The sequence below is a fragment of the Acinetobacter sp. WCHAc060033 genome, assembly GCF_004209125.1.
Lineage (GTDB): Bacteria > Pseudomonadota > Gammaproteobacteria > Pseudomonadales > Moraxellaceae > Acinetobacter > Acinetobacter wuhouensis.
Genome location: NZ_SGSW01000130.1, coordinates 1 through 1,897 on the forward strand (window position 1 = coordinate 1; position 1,897 = coordinate 1,897).

Annotated in this window: 2 tRNA genes and 1 rRNA gene; all 3 read left to right on the plus strand. The window is 50.7% G+C overall.

Annotated elements, in window-relative coordinates:
* Positions 1 to 85: 85 nt before the first annotated feature.
* The 3 genes from EXE10_RS20790 to EXE10_RS20800 all read left to right on the plus strand — a co-directional run bounded on the left by EXE10_RS20790 (position 86) and on the right by EXE10_RS20800 (position 1,897).
* Positions 86 to 1,624 (plus strand): 16S ribosomal RNA (locus EXE10_RS20790).
* A 59-nt stretch (positions 1,625 to 1,683) separates the two neighbouring features.
* A tRNA-Ile gene (locus EXE10_RS20795) sits at positions 1,684 to 1,760 on the plus strand.
* Positions 1,761 to 1,821: 61 nt separating this feature from the next.
* Positions 1,822 to 1,897, plus strand: a tRNA-Ala gene (locus EXE10_RS20800).

Consider the following 1,897-nt stretch of genomic DNA (forward strand, 5'->3'; position numbering starts at 1 on the left):
TGGTTTAAATTACTCGAAGTTTATTTGAGAGAATTTGTCAGAAAATTGATGAGCCAGAATTGTGACCTTAAGTCACTAATGATTTTAACTGAAGAGTTTGATCATGGCTCAGATTGAACGCTGGCGGCAGGCTTAACACATGCAAGTCGAGCGGGGGGAGTTGCTTCGGTAACTGACCTAGCGGCGGACGGGTGAGTAATACTTAGGAATCTGCCTATTAGTGGGGGACAACGTTTCGAAAGGAACGCTAATACCGCATACGTCCTACGGGAGAAAGCAGGGGATCACTTGTGACCTTGCGCTAATAGATGAGCCTAAGTCGGATTAGCTAGTTGGTGGGGTAAAGGCCTACCAAGGCGACGATCTGTAGCGGGTCTGAGAGGATGATCCGCCACACTGGGACTGAGACACGGCCCAGACTCCTACGGGAGGCAGCAGTGGGGAATATTGGACAATGGGGGGAACCCTGATCCAGCCATGCCGCGTGTGTGAAGAAGGCCTTATGGTTGTAAAGCACTTTAAGCGAGGAGGAGGAGCTCTTGGTTAATACCCAAGATGCTTGGACGTTACTCGCAGAATAAGCACCGGCTAACTCTGTGCCAGCAGCCGCGGTAATACAGAGGGTGCGAGCGTTAATCGGATTTACTGGGCGTAAAGCGTGCGTAGGCGGCTTTTTAAGTCGGATGTGAAATCCCCGAGCTTAACTTGGGAATTGCATTCGATACTGGGAAGCTAGAGTATGGGAGAGGATGGTAGAATTCCAGGTGTAGCGGTGAAATGCGTAGAGATCTGGAGGAATACCGATGGCGAAGGCAGCCATCTGGCCTAATACTGACGCTGAGGTACGAAAGCATGGGGAGCAAACAGGATTAGATACCCTGGTAGTCCATGCCGTAAACGATGTCTACTAGCCGTTGGGGCCTTTGAGGCTTTAGTGGCGCAGCTAACGCGATAAGTAGACCGCCTGGGGAGTACGGTCGCAAGACTAAAACTCAAATGAATTGACGGGGGCCCGCACAAGCGGTGGAGCATGTGGTTTAATTCGATGCAACGCGAAGAACCTTACCTGGTCTTGACATAGTAGAAACTTTCCAGAGATGGATTGGTGCCTTCGGGAATCTACATACAGGTGCTGCATGGCTGTCGTCAGCTCGTGTCGTGAGATGTTGGGTTAAGTCCCGCAACGAGCGCAACCCTTTTCCTTATTTGCCAGCACTTCGGGTGGGAACTTTAAGGATACTGCCAGTGACAAACTGGAGGAAGGCGGGGACGACGTCAAGTCATCATGGCCCTTACGACCAGGGCTACACACGTGCTACAATGGTCGGTACAAAGGGTTGCTACACAGCGATGTGATGCTAATCTCAAAAAGCCGATCGTAGTCCGGATTGGAGTCTGCAACTCGACTCCATGAAGTCGGAATCGCTAGTAATCGCGGATCAGAATGCCGCGGTGAATACGTTCCCGGGCCTTGTACACACCGCCCGTCACACCATGGGAGTTTGTTGCACCAGAAGTAGGTAGTCTAACCGTAAGGAGGACGCTTACCACGGTGTGGCCGATGACTGGGGTGAAGTCGTAACAAGGTAGCCGTAGGGGAACCTGCGGCTGGATCACCTCCTTAACGAAAGATTGACGATTGGTAAGAATCCACAACAAGTTGTTCTTCATTGATGTATCTGAGGGTCTGTAGCTCAGTTGGTTAGAGCACACGCTTGATAAGCGTGGGGTCACAAGTTCAAGTCTTGTCAGACCCACCATTCTGACTAACGAAGCATGAAAATGCTGAATACAGAAAATTAGATATATTGGTCTTAAGCTGGGGACTTAGCTTAGTTGGTAGAGCGCCTGCTTTGCACGCAGGAGGTCAGGAGTTCGACTCTCCTAGTCTCCACCA